The following is a 17,708-nucleotide window of genomic DNA, read 5'->3' as shown; positions in this document are numbered from 1 at the left end:
ATGAAGAAACTGAAAATGGGATTGATTGGCTGTGGAAGGATAGGTTCTTCAAAACATGTCGAGGCGATAATAAGAAATAGTGATATAATTGAAGCTATTGCTGTATGTGATGTAATCGAAGAAAAAGCCCTTAAATGCGCTGAAAAAATTGAAAAAGATGCTGGTTACACCCCCAAAGTTTATACCGATTACATAAAGATGCTCGATGAAGAAGAAATTGATTTTGTAGCAATCGCTACCGAAAGTGGATATCACTATGAGATATCTATAGAAGCACTAAAAAAAGGTAAGCATGTTCTTGTTGAAAAACCTATGGCTTTGTCTACAAAAAATATGGATGAGATGATTGATATATCTCGTAAAAATAATCTTAAATTAGGTGTTTGTTTCCAAAATCGATTTAACCCTCCTATAGTAGAACTTAGAAAGAGGATAGAAAATAATAGTTTCACGAGGATAAATTACGGTGTTGCGAGTATCAGATGGAATAGAGATAAGAATTATTACGAACAGGCAAAATGGAGAGGTACTTGGCGGTTAGATGGTGGGAGTTTGATGAATCAATGCACGCATAATATCGATTTACTCCAATGGATGCTTGGCGGTGAAATTGATGAAGTATATGGTGTAATAAGAAATTTCCAACATCCTTATATAGAAGCTGAGGATTTCGGTGGGGCACTCGTGAAATTTAAGAATGGCAGCGTTGGTATAATAGAAGGTACATCGACAATTTACCCAAAGAATCTTGAAGAAACGCTTTCGATCTTTGGTGAAACAGGTACCGTTGTGATTGGTGGGCTTGCGGTTAATAGAATTCAAGTATGGAGATTCACAAATGAAGATAGTCATCCGTTTATGAACCTGCCAGACCCTGATACAGTTTACGGTTCAGGGCATGTGCCTTTGTACAGAGATTTTTACGAAGCGATTGTAAACAACAGGGAACCCAAAATTCCTGGTGAAGAAGGAAGGAAAGCTGTAGAAATAGTTTTAGCGATATATAAGTCGGCTATTGAAAACAAGCCCGTTAAGTTTCCATTTGAATTTAGTGCGGAACAAATGCTTAATTTCAGTGAGAAATGGAGATAGAAATTTTGTTGAGGTGAGTTATATGTTTTGTGTAGTTAAAGAGTTTACGTTCGATGCAGCGCATAATCTGGTTGAGTACCATGGTAAATGCGAGAAATTACACGGACATACTTATAAATTGCAGATAATGGTTTGCGGTGAGAGGGATAAAGAGGGAATGGTAATTGACTTTATTGATTTGAAAAAGATAGTACAAGAAGAGGTGTTGAGTTATTTAGATCATGCTTACATAAATGAAATTATTCCTCAACCAAGTGCAGAAAACATCGCTGAGTGGATATGGAACAAACTTGAAGAAAAGCTCTCAAGCGAAAGATACAAACTAAGTGAAGTAAGGCTTTGGGAGACACCTACTTCTTTTGTAATATATAGAAAATAAGAGAATATAGGAACAAAAAAAACAAAAGCGCCCGTGTCAAAATCGTACGGGCGCTTTTGCTTTGCTATTGTATTATCATGCGAATTTTTCTTTTTCTTCTTTTGCAAGCCTTGGTGTTTCTTCGTATTGAACGGATGAGAATATATCGAATCCTGTACCAGCTGGTATTAGTTGACCGACTATTACGTTTTCTTTCAAACCTTTCAGATAATCTACAGCACCTTTAATTGCGGCATCTGTTAGAACTTGTTGTGTTTGCTGGAAGCTTGCCGCACTTAACCAACCTTCGTACTCGAGCGATGCTTGAGTAATTCTCAATAGTCTTCTTCTGTATTTTACAGTTTCTTTTGGAAGGATCTGATAAACTTCTTTTTCTTTATCGTGATTCATGATAACTACTTCTTTTATTCCGTATTCAATAAGTTTTTCAAGGAGTTCTTCTGTGACCTCTTCACCTTCAGCGGCAAGTTCTACAATTTCTCCATCTTCATTTTTCACAATGATATGTTTGGCAAGTTCTCTACCGATAATTTTCTTTTTGTTCATTTCAACTTTTGCATTACCTTCCATTATTTCTCTGTTAACCTTGTTAAGCAAGCTTATCGGTACAAGGTCACCTGGTAAGAATTCTGTGTCACCAGAATCTATGACTTCTGCTTTATTCAACATTTGCCTAATTATAAGTTCGAAGTGTTTGTCGTGAATGTCAACACCTTGTTGTACATAGACTCTCTTTATTTCTTTGAGTAGATACGTCGCTGTTTCTTCTGGTCCAAGTTCTTCCAGAATCTTTCTAACTTTGAGGGAACCACTTGTTAGCGATTGACCAGGTAATACTTTTTGACCAACTGTAACATTAACTCTTACTCTTGAAGGTACTTCGTATTCATGAATTCCACCAAGTTCATCTTGTATATAAATTTTCTTTGGTTCATCATTTGAAATATCAACAACTGTACCTTTTACCTTTGAGAATATACCTTCTGGGTCTTTTGTTTTCTTTCTTGCCTCAAATAATTCCTCAACCCTTGGTAAACCTTGTGTGATATCTGCTGTAGTTGCAATACCACCAGTATGGAATGTACGCATTGTGAGCTGTGTTCCTGGTTCACCGATTGATTGAGCAGCAATTATACCAACTGATTCACCAACTGTAACTACTTTGTGGTTTGAAAGGTCTAATCCGTAACATTTTGCACAAACGCCATGTTCTGATTCACATGTGAGTACTGACCTGACATATATTTCTGGTCTTACATAGACGCTGTCTATATTGTTTTCTTCAAGTAATTTAGCAAGTGCAACGTCAACTTGCTCTTCTTCAACGGCTATCTGCTTTTTCCTATCTTTATCCCAAACTATCTCTTCTGATATTACAGAACCAACTATCGGATAAAGCTTAATTTTTACGTTCTTTATACCTGCGTCTCTTAGTTTTCTTACAACATCCCAATCGATTTCTGTTTCAGATGGTATTAGCCCTGATGGAGTGTCAATGTCTTCTGCAAGTTCAGCATAAACTTCTGGAATGTTTCCAGCTGATAGATCTAATACACTTTCTTCGACAACATTTACTCTCTTTTTGTAATTTGATAAGAATTTTGCGTCCTCATCAAGAATTACGGTATCTCTCGTGTAAGACTTATTGGTATTTGGATTGACTAGTATATTTCCTGTACCAGGTTCATAAATATCTTTTGCGAGTACGCGACCAAAGATGAAATCTTCTATTTTTTCAACAACAAAATTGTCAGAACTCTTAAGAAGAGCTGCGCGAACACCTTCATGTGTACCACAGTCTGGTTCTGTTACAACAACGCTTTGTACAACGTCAACAAGTCTTCTTGTTAAGTAACCTGCCGAACTTGTTCTCAATGCTGTATCAGCGGAACCTTTCCTTGCACCGTGTGTACTGATGAAGAATTCAAGAACCGATAGACCTTCACGGAAGTTTGAAATAATTGGTATTTCGATAGTTCTACCTGACGGGTCAGCCATGAGACCTCTCATACCTGATAGTTGCTTGAGTTGGTCTTTGTTACCTCTTGCACCAGAGTCAACCATTATGTAAACAGGGTTGAATGGATTTTCACCAAGGTATCTGTATGTTTCTTCCTGGACTAAGTTTGTTGTTTCTGTCCATATCTTTATTGTTTCTTTATACTTTTCCTCATCACTTAGCAAGCCATCATCATAGAGCTTTTCGATATACTCTATTTTTTTCATTGCATTTGTTATAATCTCATTTTTCTTTGGAGAAATCATAAAGTCTTTAAGACTTATAGTAAGTCCTGAGATAGTTGCATAATGAAATCCAAGATCTTTTATGCTATCAAGTAGATCAGCTGTTCTGTCGATACCATGTGTTTTAAATGTTTTGTAAACAACGTCTTTTATGCCGTTTTTACCAAATGTTTTGTTGTAATCTCTAAGTTCTTCTGGGAGTATGCTGTTGAATATGACCCTTCCAAAAGTTGTTTTTATTGCTTTATCATTGATTTTTATAATGATTGGTTCATGTAGTTTGATAAAACCAAATTCGTAAGCAAGTTCAGCTTCTTCTGGATTTGCAAATTTCCATTTAATATTTTCCGGCTCTATTTTATCGTAGTTCTTATCAACCATCGTCAAGTAGTAAACACCAGCAACAATGTCTTTTCCAGGCATTGAAATAGGTTTACCATGAGCAGGCGATATAATGTTGTATCTTGAAAGCATTAATAATCTTGCTTCTGCTTGCGCTGCTGGCGATAATGGTAGATGTACCGCCATTTGGTCACCATCAAAGTCAGCGTTGAATGGCGGACATACCAACGGGTGAAGTTGTATAGCGTTGCCCTCTATTAATTTTGGCTCGAAGGCTTGAATTGACATCCTGTGTAGTGTTGGTGCTCTGTTAAGTAAAACAACTCTTCCTTGTATAACTTTTTCGAGTTTTTCCCAAGCTTTTGGATCTTCTCTTTGGAGTTCTTTCCTATATTTTTTGACTTTTGTTTGTGTTGCTTCTGTGTTTTCTTCTTTTGAAAGCTCTGCAATAACAAATGGTTCAAAAAGTTCAAGTGCCATCTTCTTTGGTAAACCACATTCGTGGATTTTCAAATGTGGACCGACGACGATAACCGCGCGTCCTGAATAGTCAACACGTTTACCAAGAAGGTTCCTTCTGAACCTTCCTTTTTTTCCACGGATAAGGTCTGTCAATGATTTTAGTTGTCTTCCGTTTCTGTCAACGTAAGCTTTTCCAATTTTTCCATTGAAAATGAGGTTATCAACAGCTTCTTGTAACATTCTTTTTTCGTTTCTTACGATAACCTCTGGCGCATTCATTTCAAGAAGTTTCTTAAGTCTGTTATTTCTCATTATGACTCTTCTGTATAGATCGTTAAGATCCGTTGTTGCGAATCTACCACCATCTATTTGAATCATAGGTCTTATTTCTGGTGGAACTACTGGTAAAGCTTCAAGAACCATCCACTCAGGTTTTGTTTGACTATCTATCAAGTCTTTAACTATTTTCATTTTTTTGAGTAATTTCTTTGCCCTGACACTGCTCTTTGGTATTTTCTTAAGTTCTGCTTCGATTTCTGCTTTCATTACTTCAAGGTCAATTTTTTCAAGAAGTTTTTTAATTGCCATTGCGCCTGTTTCTGCTTCTATCTTACCAGGGTATATTCTCGAGTATGCTTCGTAATCTTGTTGAGTGATAACTTGTCCTTTTGTTAAGCCTGTTTCTTCTGACACAGAAGGATCGATATCGGTTATGACCATTATTGGTTTATCGTTTTCTATTTGCTCTTCAACTACAAACATTCCAGGATAATATTCGCTAAAGAGTTTATATTCTTCGATAGTTAATTTTTCTTCTTCAAATAAAAATCTATCGGCGAGTATATCGCCAGCTTTTACCATTTGACCGTCTTCAACTTGAATAGGTGCTCCTTCAAACACAGGGTATTGTTTTATATTTTGAACGTTTTCAATGTATATAACTCCATTTGTGAGAACTTCATATAATCCGTTTTCTAAAGGTCTTAAATTAAGTTGTTTGCTGTATCTAATTGTACCTGAGACTGGAGCAACAATAGAGTTGAGAATGGTTTCTGTTGTAAGTTGCTGCCCTTTCTTAACTTTTTCATTGTTTTTTACCAAAGCTCTAACACCGTACGGAAGTGAAAACGTTATTGGATTATTTTTGCTTGTTGGCAATGGATTTATAGTTATAGTTTCTGAAATCTCATCTACTTCAACGGTACCATCAAATGGTGCAAATATTGCTTCGACTCTTTTTTCAGATACAATTTCATCACCTTGATTGACTTGATCATTGTCTTTAAAGTTTAGTACCATTCCAGTGTAAACTTTCAATTCGGTTCGAGAGATGTTTTTAACAACTATCCAGTAAAGCTCTCTATCTGTGTGTGTTTTTTCGTGTTTTATGTGTACTTCACCATCTATATCAGATACTAAAGGTGAACGTGGTTCTTTAACTATATACGCTGGTGAGACTTCAAAATCCCACTTTTGTGCGTAAATTTCATATTCAGTTTGATTTAATATAGAACCTTTTATGAAAGGTGTATTTTTGGGATCGGTAACGATAACAACACGTTCATTAACTCTTCTACTTCCAAAATAGACAATTGTCTCTATATCTTTTACAGTCATGTCGAGGAGTGTTGCTATAACACTTGGAGAATTTTTTAAGTACCATACGTGTGTAACAGGTGCAGCAAGTTCTATATGTCCAAATCTCCTTCTGCGCGCGTCTTTTGATTCAACTTTAACACCACATTTTTCACAAACTGTACCTTCATATTTCTTTCCACTGTATTTTCCACAAGCGCATTCGTAGTCTTTTACAGGTCCAAATATCCTCTCACAGAAGAGACCATCTCTTTCTGGTTTGAAGGTACGGTAATTTATTGTCTCAGCTTTCTTTACTTCACCGTTTGACCAGTTTCTAATAACTTCGGGTGAAGCTACTCTAACGTTCACACTTGCAATTTTTCTTTTGAAAGAAGAACTCATTCAGTTTCCCTCCTCATCATGAATAGGGGTTCACAACCTTTGATACTCATTTTGATCAATAATCAGCGGTCATAGAAGGTTGGTTAAATTTCTAACCTTGACCGCTGATTCAATAAAATATTATAATTTTTCAATATCTATTTCATTTCCGTGTTCATCGTATACTCTTACATCCAAAGCTAAACCTTTAAGTTCTCTGACAAGAACTTTAAAGCTCTCAGGTAACCCGGGTTCTGGGAGATTTTTACTCTTCATTATAGCTTTGTAAACTTCTGTTCTTCCCTTTATGTCATCGCTCTTTACTGTTAACATTTCGTTGAGTGTGTAAGATGCTCCGTAGGCTTCAAGTGCCCAAACTTCCATTTCACCAAATCTTTGACCACCAAATTGTGCTTTACCACCAAGTGGTTGCTGGTGAATAAGCGAATATGGACCTGTTGCTCGTGCGTGTATTTTATCTCGAGCTATGTGGATAAGTTTCATAATGTACATGTAACCAACTAATACTGGGAAATCAAATTCTTTACCTGTCCTACCATCTCTGAGCGTGACTTTTCCAGATGGATTATTTGGATCATCGCCATGATGTAAGTTAAGTGTTTCTCTTACTTTGTAAAGTTCTGGTAGTATGTCATCTTCTTTTGCTCCATCAAATACAGGCGTTGCAAAGTATCTGTTAGTTAATTTTGCGAGCCAACCAAGCGATGTTTCAAGCACCTGACCGATATTCATACGTGATGGAACACCAAGAGGACTAAGCACAACTTGAACCGGTGTACCATCTGGTAAGAACGGCATATCTTCTTTTGGAAGAATCATCGAGACAACACCTTTATTACCGTGTCTACCAGCGAGTTTGTCACCGACTTCTAATGGTTTCCTAGTTGCCAAGTAGACTCTCACAAGTGTATTTACGCCAGGTCCCAAATCACCGACTTCTTCTTTATGGAAAACGTGAACGCCTATAACTCTTCCTTCAACACCATGTGGTACCCTCAATGAAGAATCCTTTACATCTTTACCTTTCTCACCAAAGACTGATCTCATAATTTTTTCTTCTGGACTTGCGTCATTTTCACCTTTTGGTGTTACTTTACCAACTAATATATCCTGTGATGTAAAGTATTTTTGTTTACCAACGTACGCACCTATCCTTATTATTCCATTCTCGTCAAGGTTTCTAATATTTTCTTTTGAAACATTTGGTATTTCTGATGTAATTTCTTCTGGACCAACTCTTGTTTCTCTTGCTGTTGTTTCGTAAACCTCTATATGTACGGATGTAAATGTATCTTCCTCAAGAAGCTCTTCACTTACCAATATTGCGTCTTCAAAGTTGTAACCTTCCCATGGTAAAAATGCAACGAGTACATTCTTTCCAAGTGCAAGTTCTCCATTGTCAGTTGCTGGACCATCAGCGATTGGCGAGCCTTTCTTTACGAAATCACCAACATTGACGATTGGTTTTTGCGTTATTGATGTATCTTGGTTTGACCTTACATATTTTAGAAGTGTGTATTCGTCAATTATTGGGTTACCTTTTTTATCGTACATTAGTTGACCATTTTCATCTATTCTGTGAATGATAATTTTTCTACCATCAACCTTTTTAACTACACCATCATTCTTTGCTAACACTACGTGACCTGAGTATATTGCTGCTGCGTATTCCATTCCTGTACCTACAAATGGTGCTTCTGGCTTTATAACAGGAACAGCTTGTCTTTGCATGTTTGAACCCATCAACGCGCGGTTTGCGTCATCGTGTTCCAAGAATGGTATAAGTGATGTTGTGACACTAACTATCTGCTTTGGAGAAATGTCTACAAAATCTACTTCATTTTTGTGGACGTAAACAATTTTTTCAAGATACCTTACAGGAACTCTTTCTTGTATTATATTCCCTTCTTTGTCAAAACCGATTGTTGCAGATGCTATTTTGTAGTTTTCTTCTTCGTCGGCAGCTAAATAAACCACTTCGTTTGTTAATTTTCCGTTGGTGATTTTTCTATAAGGTGTTACTAAGAATCCATATTCATCGATAGTTGCATAGACTGAAAGCGATGTTATAAGACCAATATTACCACCTTCTGGTGTTTCGATAGGACACATTCTTCCATAGTGTGAGTGGTGAACGTCACGAACCTCAAATCTTGCTCTTTCTCTTTTTAAACCGCCGGGTCCGACTGCAGTTAGCCTTCTTTTATGTGTTAATTCAGCAATTGGGTTTACTTGGTCCATAAATTGAGAGAGCGGGTTTGTGGCAAAAAAGCTATTCAATGAAGCTATGACATTTCTCAAATTTATTAAACTTGGAATAGATATCTTATCTAAACTTGTGTAGGTAGCTAATTTTTCTTGTATTTGGTGTATTGATTTCGAAAATGCTCTTTCAAATTCTGAACCTATAAGTTCACCAACTGTTTTAACTCTCTTATTCGATAGATGGTCTTTGGTATCCAACGTTTCTGGATGTTTTTCTGTTTCAAGGAGCATTCTAATAACCAAGATAATATCTATTGGTGTAAGAGCATTCGATTTTTCTTCGTATTCTATCCGTTCAACACTTTTTGGATTTCTTCCTTCTATTTCAATCAAATATTTTCTATAGGCATTTGTCAATTTTTTATTCATTTTATAGCGACCGACTTCTGAAAGTTCAAACCTTTCTTCATTAAAGTAAAGGTTATTCCAATATGATTTTGCGGCATTGTATCTGAATACTTCTCCGGGTCTTAATTCCTTGTATATTTCCATGAAAGCTCTTAACTCACTGATATTTTCTTCTAATGGCATTTTGAGTTTTTCTTTAAGCTTCATGTATGTTTTGAACATATAGTTATTAACAACTTTAATTTTTTCAATTCCATGTTCTCTTAATATTTCGACAAGTGTCGAAGTTAGAACTGACCCTTTTTCTGCAATTACTTCTCCGCTTTTTGAAACAATTTTCTCGAGAATAATTATTCCTTCAGATTGTTTTAAAGAATAGTCGTCTTCGACATCTAAGTAAGCTGGGAAGAGAGAGAGTATATCTATATCATTTTGAAATCCAAGTGTTTTTAAAACAAGGAATAGATTGAGTCTTTTTCTTCTATCAATTCTTGCATAAAGTGTTTCATCGTTTAAATTAAGCATTATTTCTAACCATACACCACGAATTGGTAGAAAATGAGCAAGATATATAGGTTTAGCACCAATGTTTTTTGTTGGTTCTTCGACAAAATATATACCTGGGCTTCTAACAAGTTGACTTACAACAACCCTTTCAACACCGTTAATTACAAAAGTTTGATTTTCAGTCATTATTGGGTAGTTTCCAAGAGAAACCTCTTCTTCACGCATTTCTCCGGTTGAAACATCTGTGACCCTAACTGTTGCATAGAATGGAGCTACATAAGTTAACAATCTTTGCTTACATTCTTCAACACTGTGAAGTGGCGCACCAACTCTGAAGTTTACAAACTCAAGATTGAAGCCCTTCTCTCTTCTGCCTTCAACTTTTGCAGAAGTTATAGGGCTAAACTTCTTAAGAATACGTAAAATACCATGGTTCAAAAGCTCTTCGAAAGACTTTCGCTGGATTTCAACAAGGTCGGGTACTTGGATAATCTCATCAACCTTACCGAAAGAATACCTTGTACGTTTACCAATTTGGTAGGTTTTCATCTCATCACCTCTTCCTCAATCATTGCACATTTGCACATTACAATCTGGATGGAAAAATAATCACCGCGGAGGTTTAGAAAGAAAAAGGATTGGAAAAGTCAATAATAAGCCAATTATATATTAAACCATAAAAACCCCGCACTGTACAGTACTGTGCGGGGTTTGATACACAATATTCTTTATTTTGAAAAGTATGTTACTTTATTTCAACTTCTCCGCCAACTTCTGTAATCTTCTTCTTGATTTCTTCTGCTTCTTCTTTCTTTACGCCTTGTTTAATGAATGCATCTGCTGCTCCTGCTTTTTCTACGAGGTCTTTTGCTTCTTTAAGACCGAGGCCTGTTATTTCTCTTACTACCTTTATAACTTCAACTTTCTTTGCTCCGAAGCTCTTGAGGAGAACATCGAATGAATCTTTTTCTTCAGCTGCTGCAGCTGCTGGTGCTGCTGCGCCTGCAACGGGCATTGCTGCCATTACTGGTGCCGCTGCGCTTACTCCAAATCTTTCTTCAAGCATCTTGACAAGTTCTGCAAGTTCTGCAACTGTTAAACCTTCAATAGCTTTTACAAGTTCTTCCAATGTCATGATATACACCTCCATAATCGTATGTTCTTAAATTTTTTAATTAAAGCAAATCTTGTGTTTATCACTGCTTTTCTTTTTGCTCTTTAATAGCATTAAGCGCATAAAGTACGCTTCTAAGCACACCTGCAAGAGAGTTGACAAGACCGCGTATCGGAGCCTGAATTCCTCCAACAACCATTGCGATAAGTTGGTCTCTGGATGGAAGTTTCGAAAGGTCTTCGAGTTGTTCCCCGGCAAAGAACTTTCTTTCAAGGAATAAACCTTTACATACTGGTGTACCCTTGTTTTCTTTAACAAAGTTGTAGAAGACTTTGATAGCTTCTACTGGATCTCCCTCTGTTACATACAAAACCGCTGTGGGACCAAAGAATGAACTTTCATGAGAATCAACATCGTAACCAGAGTTCTTCAAAGCCATCTTTAAAAGTGTGTTTTTTACAACGGTTAACCTTGCACCACTACCAAGTTTTTCTCTTAAAGCTCTTCTTAAATTTGTCATTTGTGCAACGGTCAAACCTTTAAAGTCTGTGAAAAGAACAAGTGATGAATTTTGAAACTCGCTGGTAAGTTCTTGAACCAACTGTTCCTTTTCTGGTCTTCTAAGCACATCTTCACCTCCAATCTCTAAATAAAAACAAAAAATGCCTCTTTCCGAGGCATAACAAAAGAGAACTCCAGCTAAAAAGCGGGTTTCTCTTTTGTGCCTCCTGCAGGCGACCACTTGGGTCTTTTTTGTACCTGCATTCTTCGGCAAACATTGAGATATACCAATGCTATATTTTACCAGATATTGATTTTTATTAGTGAAAAAAATGTAACAAAAGCATGAATTTTTATTTTGGGTTATAGGGGTGGTAAATCGGAAAGCCATACGTTTAATGCGGTTCCTTCTGACGTAATTTCGAATTCGTATTTATCCACATAGAGACCTTTTTCATGAATCTTAATGTTTAACTTTTTTTCATTTGCCAATGAGATGAGTTGTTTAATTGTCCAGCCTTTTATATTTGGAATTTCTGCGTTATTTGAGTTTTGTGAATTCTTAGTTTGATATTGTATTAACTCTTCAACCACATTTTTAAAAAGTGGTGCTGCAACTATACTACTTAACTTTTCTTTTTGCGGAGAATCTACCCAAACAAGGATTGTGTATTCTTTATCTAACTTAACTTGACCAATAAAGAGTGCTGTAACATCCTTTTTCCCATTTTTTTGTGCTGTACCAGTCTTACCTAAGATTTTTATTTCATCAACTTTTGCATTTACTCCTGTACCTTTCTCTACAACATCAAGAAGCATTGTCTTAACTATTTTTGCTGTATCAGCCGAAAGAATTTTTTTAGTTCTAATTTCACCTGATTCATCAAGTGTTGGAGAAACGTATATACCATCATTTACAATTGAATTGAAAGCAGCTAATAATTGAATAGGTGTAACTCCTATTGATTGGCCAATTCCAATGAACGCCCAATCTGCACGATACCATTTGTCAGGTGGATTAAGCTTACCGGGAATCTCTCCTAACAATTCAATTCCAGTTTCTTTTCCAAAACCAAAAGATGTTAGTATCTCATAAAGTTTCTCTTGACCATATGTATCAATTATTTTTTTAGTGGTTAAAATAGAGACAACGTTACAGGAATGGACAAGTCCATCGTAAAGCGTTATATTTTCGTGTTTTTCAAGGTCTTTTATTGTTAAATCAAGTCCTTCTATGGGTTTAATGTACCCTGGACAATAAAAATTTGTTTCTGGTGTAACTAATCCAAGTTCAAGTGCAGCTGCAAAAAGTATAGGTTTTATTGTAGAGCCTGGTTCAAGATATCCCATATAGTATGTTGGCCAACTTTGAGTAGTTAGTGCGACTCTTATTTTCCCGGTTTTACTCTCCATCAATAATATTCCAACTTCAGTTGCTTGTTTTTCTAATTGATATTTTTTAGCAAAATCATAAAGTTTTTTTTGAAGAGATATATCAATTGTTAATTTTATATCTTTACCGTTTTCTGGTTCAATTCTTACTGATTTAACTCTGTTACCTATAAAACTTGAATAGCTAATAGAAATTATCCCATCTCTAATGGGTCTCAATAATTTATCAAAGTACGCTTCTGCCCCGCTGATGCCACATCTTTGTTCAGTACGGCCTACGATGAAATTCAAAGCAAAATCTTGGATAGAAATTCTCCGCTCCTCTTGCTCTATGTTGACAAACTTTAAATACTGGGTCGGTATCTTTTTTTGTATTTCTTCTCTTTTCGAAAAAGAACCAAGTCTTAAGATGTTATTATTATCTAAGTCAACGAGCTTTTCGGATAATCCAAAATTAGAAAGCATCTTTATAAAATCCGGATCACGCTTAAAGGCATTACCGGCAATTGCTTTCAAATATCTAATATCTAAGTATGCTGTATAAACGACTTCACTTGTTGCTAAAAGCCTCCCACGTGAGTCATATATATTACCCCTAAGTGCAATTACTTTGCTGTTTATAGCGTATTGATTAGTATATATATTATTCCATATTTTGAAAATTAGCGTTGATAATATTAATACAAAAGATATAAATACAATTTTGTATCTCTTATTACTCAACTTATTCAATTTATTACATCACGCCCCATAACAATTTTTGTAATTTGCAACCCAAGTACCTCGCTTTGTTGTTCAATTATTGAAAGATTTTCTCTATAAATTGAAAGTTCTTTACTTAATTGGACCGTTCTCCAATTAAGTATATATGCACTAAGAGCAAGTATAACCAACAAAACAATAGGAATCAAGTATTTGAAAAAAGTTGAAATAAAACTACTTTCTTTTTCAAGGATAACTTCTCTCTGTTTGGCCCTTACTAAAGTCATAAATATCCCCCTTCGCTCCGCTAGATTTTTAAATAGATAGAATAAAATAAAATGAATAAATGGATCGACAAGGAACGGTCTAAGTGAAAGCTTCGTTCGGACTATAAACCACTTTGAACTGGTTTTGTAAATTAAAGTTTTAATGGGGATTAAACTCGCTCCGCTAATCTAAGTTTGGCGCTTCTAGCTCTTGGATTTTCAGCTACTTCAAAAGTTGTTGGACTAATAAAATCACCAATAGGTTTTAACCTCTTATCATTCTTAAATGCATGTTTCACAATCCTATCTTCTAATGAATGGAAAGAAATTATAGCTAATCTGCCGCCAGGATTTAGATAATCTGGCGCGAATTCAAGAAATTTAGAAATATTCTCAATTTCTTTATTTACCTCAATTCTTATAGCTTGGAAAGTTTTTGTGGCAAAATGACGTTTCCTATTATGCACTTCCTTGTACGGGAGCGCCATCTTGATTACTTCAACAAGTTGTCTTGTTGTTTGTATAGGTCTATTTTGGACAATTGCTCTTGCAATTTTTCGAGAAAAATTTTCTTCACCATAGTTGTATATAATATCGGCTAATTTTTCTTCAGGATAGGTATTAACAACGTGGTAGGCAGTTAACTCACTTTCGAGGTTCATTCTCATATCCAGAGGTTCATCTTGATTAAAAGAAAAACCTCTACCCTCTGCTTTGAGTTGGTAGGTTGATACTCCCAAATCAACAAGAAGTCCATCAACTTTATGGACTTGTAATAAACTTAACAAGACGGGTAGTTCTACGTAGGAGAATTTAAAAAGTTGAACGTTAGGGTAGGATAACAAATTACGCTCCGCTATTTGTAATACTTCACTATCGACATCAATACCAATAACCCTACCACCATATGGTAATACTCTTTCTGCTATAGCTCGAGTGTGTCCACCTTCTCCTACAGTGCAGTCTACATACACCCCGTCCGGCTTCCAAATTAAATTTTCAACAACCTCATTTAACAATACCGGAATGTGATGCTCGTTATATACTCTATTCATCTTCTCTCCGCTCCGCTAAAATTAGAAAAAGACTGTTTATATTGTAAAGTAAAAGAATAACAAAATGCAATTTTGTATTAAAAAATAACATGTTGTAAGATGCTTTATTTATGGTGTTTTTCGACAACTTTTTAAAATATACTTGGGTATAGTAAAAATTAACATTTTGTTAATCAGAAAAATAAAAAATAGCGGTTGCCAATATTTTGAATTGAGCAACCGCTATTTTTTAATTATCTTTATAATTTATGTTTTATGGAACAATCTTTGTTCCAGTTTCGCCCTTTAGGGCTTTATCGAGTACTGCCATATCTGTGATTATACATTCACGACCCGTTGATGAAACAAAGTCGATAGCTGCTTCAATTTTTGGCCCCATGCTTCCAGATGGAAATTGCCCTTCAGCAAGGTATTTTTTTGCTTCTTCAACCGTTAGTTTATCGACTTCAAATTGATCTGGCTTTTTGTAATTTATGCAGACTTTTTCTACACCTGTTAATATTATTAAAATATCTGCTTCTACTTCCTTTGCTAATAATGCACTTGCCCTGTCTTTATCTATAACTGCTTCCACGCCTTTGAACATGCCGTTTTCTTTGACAACGGGTATTCCACCACCACCAGCTGCGATTACTATAACGTCTTTTTCTACTAACATTTTTATAACTTCTTTTTCAACAATATCTAGTGGTATTGGTGATGGTACGACTCTTCTATAGCCTCTTCCAGCATCTTCTTTCATTATCCAGCCTTTTTCTTGTGCAAGTTTTTCAGCCTCTTCTTTGGAATAGAATGGTCCAACGGGTTTTGTTGGTTTTTGAAATGCTGGATCGTTTTTATCTACTTCTATTTGTGTTACTATAGCAGCTATTTGTCTTTCAATATTTCGCTTTTTTAGTTCATTTTCTAAAGTAAGAGCTATCATATAGCCGAGACTACCTTGTGTTTGTGCGTCGTTTACGTCGATTGGAAATGGTGGAATTACATGCTTTGCAAGATCTTGTTGTACAAGCAAGTTTCCAACTTGTGGACCGTTCCCGTGTGTGATAATAATATCGTACTCATCAAGCATACCTGCTAAGTAGTGTGCTGTTTCTGAAAGATTTTTAATCATGTTTTCCGCTGTTGGTTCCTCACCAGGTCTGTTTACTGCGTTTCCACCAATTGCTACAACTGCGAGTTTTTTCATTGCTTTACACCTCCAGAACTTAGATATTTTAGGTATTTATCGTTATGATAAAGCAATTGCCAATGCTATCGATGCAAATTTAGAATCGCTTGTGTCGGCTCTTGAAATAACTATTACTGGTACCTTGGCTCCAGCTATTATACCTGCAATTCTTCCGTTAGCAAAGTATACAGCTGATTTACCAAGGAAATTTCCACTGTGTATGTCTGGAACAACTAAGATATCTGCATGCCCTGCTACATCCCCTTTCACACCTTTTACTTCCGCAGCGTAAATACTAAGCGCATTATCGATACCAAGTGGACCATCTATTTTGCAGTTTTTTATTTGTCCTCTTTCGTTCATTTTAGCAATTATTGCTGCCTCCATTGTTTCAGGCATATCGGGATTGACTGTCTCAACGGCAGCTATAAGACCAACTTTTGGTATTTCATAACCGAGTTTTCTTGCTACTTCCACAGCGTTTTGTATTATCTGCACTTTTTGCTCCAATGTTGGTCTTATAACCATTCCACCATCAGTGACAAATATCAATCTATTTACACCTGGGACTTCAACAACAGCAACGTGTGAGAGTAATCTATCGGTTCTTAACCCAAATTCTTTGTCAAGTACAGCTTTAAGTAATGTTGATGTTTTAACTAATCCTTTCATAACTATGTGTGCCTTTCCTTCTGTTATGCTTTTAACAGCTTGTTTTGAGGCCTCTTCTTCTGTTCGGCAATCAACGACAGGAAATTCGGCGCCTATCTCTTCGAGGTTTTTTTCAATGATTTCTTTTTTTCCAAAGAGTATTGCGGAAACTCCTAAATCTTTTGCTTCGTGTACTGCTTTTATTGCTTCTTTATCCTCTCCACCAGCAATAGCAATAATCTTGTTTTTTCCTTTTGCCAATTCGATGATATCGTCAAGGGTTCTAAGCACTTTAAACACCTCCGCTATACTACAATATATAAAATATAAAATTTATGAAAGAAGTTTTGCTGCTGCACAAATATAGGTCATTGCAAGAAGAGCTTCAAATATTACTTTATAGTCTTCGTGAATTATCCTTACTTTTCTTCCATCTAATCTTTCTACAAGTGGCATAGAAGAAACTAAATCAGCTCTAAGTGTATCTGAAAACTCAACAATCATTTCAATCGGTTTTTTGAAGCTGAATATATCAAACTCACTTTTTTCTCTTTGAATAAGTGCTTTTGCATTCTCTTCAAGTTCGGTTAGTAAGTCTTTCATCGGTCTCATAACGGCACTATGCCTACCTATTGACTCTTTTGTAACAGAATACAAAGCCTTTGGAATGTATTTTTTCGTTTGCTGAACAACTTTGTCATCTCCAACGATACAACCTACGGGTACGTTATACAAACTACCGAACGCAGCATTTATAAGCGCTTCATTCATTTCCAAACCATTTATCCACAAATTGTGTATAGACGAACTTGAATAAGTATGGTCCATGTTTGCACTTTCAGTGCCAATACCTGCATGATAACCAAAGAAAACAATGTAATCAAATGATTCATCGATGCCGTACATCATGTAATATCTTCTTATTCCGCCGCTAACCAAGTTCACATTTGGAAATTCTGAAGTGATTTCCCAAGGAATATTGTCGCCTGAGGCGTGGGAATCAACAAGAAGTATCTCTGAATTTCCAAGACCATTTAAAAACGCTCTGAGTTGTTTTAACATGTATTCTCTTTTGTAATCCGTTGATCTTTTGTCTACATCTGACCAATTTGTAATACCAGCTAATCCTTCAAAGTCAAAAGATATAAATATTTTTTTATTTCTGCTCATTCCTTTCCCCCACTTTTTTGATAAAAATAATAGGAAATAATTTTGCATTACAAAAAATATTATAATC

The 17,708-nt window shown here is 35.8% G+C and carries 12 protein-coding genes; 2 read left to right on the top strand and 10 right to left on the bottom strand.

Features of this window, described 5'->3' with window-relative positions; translation table 11 throughout:
• Positions 1-1,092: a Gfo/Idh/MocA family oxidoreductase gene (locus AS161_RS03585; RefSeq protein WP_164541817.1), complete on the top strand. Its 1,092-nt coding sequence runs from the start codon at positions 1-3 to the stop codon at positions 1,090-1,092.
• A 22-nt stretch (positions 1,093-1,114) separates the two neighbouring features.
• Positions 1,115-1,471: a 6-carboxytetrahydropterin synthase QueD gene (queD, locus tag AS161_RS03580; RefSeq protein WP_011994904.1), complete on the top strand. Its 357-nt coding sequence runs from the start codon at positions 1,115-1,117 to the stop codon at positions 1,469-1,471.
• Between the two features lie 75 nt (positions 1,472-1,546).
• Here the strand turns inward: queD and AS161_RS03575 are convergent, their stop codons facing one another.
• From AS161_RS03575 to AS161_RS03530, 10 genes are all read right to left on the bottom strand, one after another.
• Complete coding sequence (locus tag AS161_RS03575) at positions 1,547-6,499, bottom strand: DNA-directed RNA polymerase subunit beta' (protein ID WP_164541816.1); 4,953 nt, start codon at positions 6,497-6,499, stop codon at positions 1,547-1,549.
• Positions 6,500-6,619: 120 nt separating this feature from the next.
• Positions 6,620-10,168, bottom strand: a complete 3,549-nt coding sequence (locus AS161_RS03570; protein WP_164541815.1) for a DNA-directed RNA polymerase subunit beta — start codon at positions 10,166-10,168, stop codon at positions 6,620-6,622.
• 196 nt (positions 10,169-10,364) lie between these two features.
• Positions 10,365-10,754 carry a 50S ribosomal protein L7/L12 gene (gene rplL, locus AS161_RS03565; RefSeq protein WP_164541814.1) on the bottom strand — a complete coding sequence of 130 codons (390 nt, stop codon included), beginning with the start codon at positions 10,752-10,754 and terminating at the stop codon, positions 10,365-10,367.
• Between the two features lie 61 nt (positions 10,755-10,815).
• Positions 10,816-11,361: a 50S ribosomal protein L10 gene (gene rplJ / locus AS161_RS03560; protein ID WP_011994908.1), complete on the bottom strand. Its 546-nt coding sequence runs from the start codon at positions 11,359-11,361 to the stop codon at positions 10,816-10,818.
• 236 nt (positions 11,362-11,597) lie between these two features.
• A complete protein-coding gene (locus tag AS161_RS03555) occupies positions 11,598-13,358 on the bottom strand; it encodes a penicillin-binding protein 2 (protein ID WP_164541813.1) in 1,761 nt (586 codons plus the stop codon).
• Positions 13,355-13,615: a hypothetical protein gene (locus AS161_RS03550; RefSeq protein WP_011994910.1), complete on the bottom strand. Its 261-nt coding sequence runs from the start codon at positions 13,613-13,615 to the stop codon at positions 13,355-13,357. Before AS161_RS03550 ends, AS161_RS03555 begins: the two co-directional genes overlap by 4 nt.
• A 149-nt stretch (positions 13,616-13,764) precedes the next feature.
• The gene (rsmH, locus tag AS161_RS03545; protein ID WP_164541812.1) at positions 13,765-14,649 is read right to left on the bottom strand and encodes a 16S rRNA (cytosine(1402)-N(4))-methyltransferase RsmH; all 885 of its coding nucleotides are present in this window, start codon (positions 14,647-14,649) and stop codon (positions 13,765-13,767) included.
• Positions 14,650-14,902: 253 nt separating this feature from the next.
• A complete protein-coding gene (gene arcC / locus AS161_RS03540; RefSeq protein ID WP_164541811.1) occupies positions 14,903-15,838 on the bottom strand; it encodes a carbamate kinase in 936 nt (311 codons plus the stop codon).
• A gap of 42 nt (positions 15,839-15,880) precedes the next feature.
• Complete coding sequence (locus AS161_RS03535) at positions 15,881-16,762, bottom strand: bifunctional enoyl-CoA hydratase/phosphate acetyltransferase (protein ID WP_164541810.1); 882 nt, start codon at positions 16,760-16,762, stop codon at positions 15,881-15,883.
• A gap of 42 nt (positions 16,763-16,804) precedes the next feature.
• Positions 16,805-17,641, bottom strand: coding sequence for a M55 family metallopeptidase (locus AS161_RS03530; RefSeq protein WP_164541809.1), 837 nt, complete (start codon positions 17,639-17,641; stop codon positions 16,805-16,807).
• Between the last annotated feature and the right edge of the window lie 67 nt (positions 17,642-17,708).

The sequence above is a fragment of the Fervidobacterium sp. 2310opik-2 genome, assembly GCF_011057735.1.
Taxonomy (GTDB): Bacteria; Thermotogota; Thermotogae; order Thermotogales; family Fervidobacteriaceae; genus Fervidobacterium; species Fervidobacterium nodosum.
This window is presented reverse-complemented; position numbering and strand designations above follow the sequence as displayed.

Coding starts and splice junctions, on each gene's coding strand:
- rplL (WP_164541814.1), bottom strand. CDS start 10,754: ATGACATTGGAAGAACTTGTAAAAGCTATTGAAGGTTTAACAGTTGCA.
- AS161_RS03585 (WP_164541817.1), top strand. CDS start 1: ATGAAGAAACTGAAAATGGGATTGATTGGCTGTGGAAGGATAGGTTCT.
- AS161_RS03570 (WP_164541815.1), bottom strand. CDS start 10,168: ATGAAAACCTACCAAATTGGTAAACGTACAAGGTATTCTTTCGGTAAG.
- AS161_RS03530 (WP_164541809.1), bottom strand. CDS start 17,641: ATGAGCAGAAATAAAAAAATATTTATATCTTTTGACTTTGAAGGATTA.
- AS161_RS03550 (WP_011994910.1), bottom strand. CDS start 13,615: ATGACTTTAGTAAGGGCCAAACAGAGAGAAGTTATCCTTGAAAAAGAA.
- queD (WP_011994904.1), top strand. CDS start 1,115: ATGTTTTGTGTAGTTAAAGAGTTTACGTTCGATGCAGCGCATAATCTG.
- arcC (WP_164541811.1), bottom strand. CDS start 15,838: ATGAAAAAACTCGCAGTTGTAGCAATTGGTGGAAACGCAGTAAACAGA.
- AS161_RS03575 (WP_164541816.1), bottom strand. CDS start 6,499: ATGAGTTCTTCTTTCAAAAGAAAAATTGCAAGTGTGAACGTTAGAGTA.
- rsmH (WP_164541812.1), bottom strand. CDS start 14,649: ATGAATAGAGTATATAACGAGCATCACATTCCGGTATTGTTAAATGAG.